Annotated in this window: 2 protein-coding genes; both read right to left on the reverse strand. The window is 44.6% G+C overall.

The features are described 5' to 3' along the window. Nucleotides 1-2,568: hypothetical protein (locus tag ACWVCM_RS09920; RefSeq protein WP_455201587.1), on the reverse strand; the 2,568-nt coding region annotated here is incomplete at its 3' end. Between the two features lie 129 nt (nucleotides 2,569-2,697). Then, nucleotides 2,698-2,958 (reverse strand): hypothetical protein, encoded by a 261-nt coding sequence (locus tag ACWVCM_RS09925; protein WP_455201588.1) that lies wholly within the window; start codon nucleotides 2,956-2,958, stop codon nucleotides 2,698-2,700. Nucleotides 2,959-3,331: the final 373 nt, after the last annotated feature.

Genomic DNA, 3,331 nt, shown 5'->3' on the forward strand with positions numbered 1-3,331 from the left:
AGTAGTCGTACCAAATGTACCGACCATAACCAGGTAGTCATAACTGCCAGCGTTTTCTATATACCATGTGAAAGTTTCAAGAGGAGTTCCCATGGAGTCAAAGAATTGCCCAGTACCTGGTGCGGCCTCTGTTGGCGCTGAAGTTACACTGTCAAATACTGTTGTTTCACCTTCACCATCTGTTGCAGAGAATGAGTTACCAGCAATTAGTGTGTAGTCAATTGTCATTGCTGTGCCACAGGCTGCGACGACGGCTTGAAATTCGGCAAAACTGTGCGGATTGATGGGTGCACCAAGGCCACCATCAGCAGTAGGATCCCAGCCAGATTCAGTGTTACAGCTTAAGTTTGGTGCTGAACCACCGCCCATTTCCAGTACAACTTCCTCGAAGATCTCACCATCTTTAGTGTTATCAAACACCATGTCGCCGAAATAAGGATCTTCGCCTTCGGTGTACGCCTTAACATACAGGCCCGTAGTAGCCGCATCACCGGCATAAGCGACAAATTGATCGACGAGATCGGTAGTCCCCGTGCCGGCAATGTCGTATCCAATGTTCAGATAGCCTTCTGCGGTAATGGACCAGGTGATGTTAAAGTTGGTTGTGCCACCATCGTTAGTGAACACACCAGTGTTATCAGCATTAAAAGTATATTGCTCTTCCGGCGCAGTGGCAAAGTTAAAAGATTTGCCAATAATATCTGCAGCAATTATTGGGAACGATCCACAACTGTTAATCACCGACATGAAGTCCGTGTAGCTGTAAGGTCCGCCAATAGTGCTACAAGCCAGGCTGTTGACCTGAGTTGAGCCAGGTTGCAAGCGGTTGATTGTATCCGTTCCCTGGGCATCTGTAATAGTTAACACATCGCCAGCAACTGAAAGACTGGTTATATCACTGCCATGAGACAGACCACATTCAAAGTTTTCATCAACAGGGATATTATTGGGTTGTAATGCAACAGCATTAGCTGAATTATATGTATAAGTACCATATTCGACGCCGCCGGGGGTTACGCCTCCATCAGGAGAGCAGTTTGGGTCAGTGCTATTGTCCTGCCAGTGAATATAGAAACCATTGTCATAGAACACTATAGCAATAGGCGTAGATGTAGTTCCCCCAACATCCCAGGCGCCGACGATGGAGCCGGCACCGCCATTAATGCGAGTCAGTGTAGCCTGTCCAGAATCTATACTCATTGTGTCGCCGGTGATTGTAGCGTTGAAAGGCGTGTCGGTTAAACCACAATCGCCATTATTGTCCACAGTTTGGGTTGCGTTTAGTGTTGTTCCATCATAAGTATAGGTACCATATTCAACGCCAACGGAGCATCCACCGGTGTTGTCAGCTTCATAATGGATGTAAAAGCCATTCTCGTAAAATACAACCATACCCGGCATGTTTACCGTATTGTGACCGAAGTCCCACGCGCCAACGATGCTGGTATCAGCTACCGGCCCAGTGCCGCTGCCACCGCTACCACCATTTCCACCAGTGAGCGTTATAACTTCTGTAAATACGGAGCCATCGGAAGCACTTTTCACGTAAAGAATGGTGTTCGTGCCGGGCGCATGCGAATAGGTCGAAGTAAAATTTCTGCCATCACCGTCGACACCTGTTATGACTCTATTCAGATCACTAAAGTTACACACAAGGTCGTTGCCACAATTAAACGGAATGTCGTCAATTGCTGCTATTTCTGCGTGAGTTAAAGTCATGGTTTCTTCTGTGCCGACGGTACAGTTGCCAACACCATCGGAACTAAATGAATCCGATCCAGTCATGGTCATGCCTGTGGCAGTGAAAGTATAATCCCAGCCGCCCGTCGTGCCATCAGTGCAGAAGTTAGTGGCTATCACGCTGCTTGCTGTCTTTCCATTCAGGACAACCGTGTATAAACCTTCAACTACCTTGTCGCCTATTTCGTTTGCGGCTACTGAATCAATAGCAGTCCTGGTTTCTTCGACGGTTTCCGTACCAGTGAAAGTAATATCGAGTGATTCAACAAACGCGATTAAATCATCGACAGATGTTTCTGTCACGGATGACAAGGTGATTGATCCGCCGCTGGAAGTAATTGAATCAAGAATTTGCTGTGTCACATATTCAGTGACAGGATTAATATCTGTTGTTTCTGATACTGCCAATGCACGCATTGGAACTCCACTGGAACCGGTTACTTGAACAACCAGATCGCCTGAAAGGGTACCATCATAGTCAAGGCTGTATTCACCCGTAGTGGGATCTGTAGTAGCAGTGGCAATCGCGGATCCTACCTGAATGCCACTGGCATTTATACGAATTAACTCGACAGTAGCATTTGTAACAGGTGTTAAACCGGTAATAGCTGCGTGAAGGTCGGAGATTAATAGAGATGCCAGCATCGACATCACATTTTGTTGTTTATATTGAGCTACCGTTGTTGCTGGTGCCGAAACAACGCCAGTAATAGTAGTCACAGTTGGTGGTGGAGGTGGTGCGCTATCGCCGCCTCCACCGCCACAGCCCGCCAGGGCTGAGGATAATAATATGATTAGAATTATTGAACGACTGATAGTATCAAGCATAATTGCTCCTTTTTTAGTATTAATTATTGTTTGAAGTAATTCTTCTCTGTCCGGTTTTTTGTTAGCACTGCATCAATAATTTTTTCGCAAGCAAGAATCAGCAAAGCCATGGCCACATTAATTTTGTCATTAAAGGTGCCAGTGAACTTTAATAATGCGTTTTTCTGAAAAGATCAGGTTTCTTACCGGGATATCAAAAAGAATTCCTGTCAATACAGGTGCTTGTGTAGCAGTGCCAGGAATCTGAATTGGAGTTTGCGTGTCGCTATCGTAGTATCGCTCGTTGCCATTAGCATCGGCGGGTAACGCTACCAGCAGCGAAATACTCAAAACAACTCTGTGAAATGTATTTCCATTGAAATAGCTGCGACCAACAACGAATGTTCGCATTGATACCTACCCCTGATTTATTATTTTTTTCTTAAAATTATTGATTTTTATCGCAGCATCAATAATATAAAACTTTAAAAACCAGCCAAATTTCACAATCAAACTTAATTAGCCTCACTGGCTATTAACGCAAAAAATCACTTGATAATGCCGACTTACGCTACCCTGATTTTGACGCGGATTAACTAATGCTACTAGAATTTGTATCTTGCTATTTCCCACAATAGTTAATTCATCTTTTAAATCGCCAGCATTTGCCGGTCATTCGATTTCCGGGAAACTGTCGAAATAGTTTACATACCGTTCAGTAAATCCCAGGATGCTTTTGTAAGCCACTGAAAATATTCATATGGCTTAATTATTGCACAACGAT

It is taken from the genome of Kaarinaea lacus, assembly GCF_975902315.1.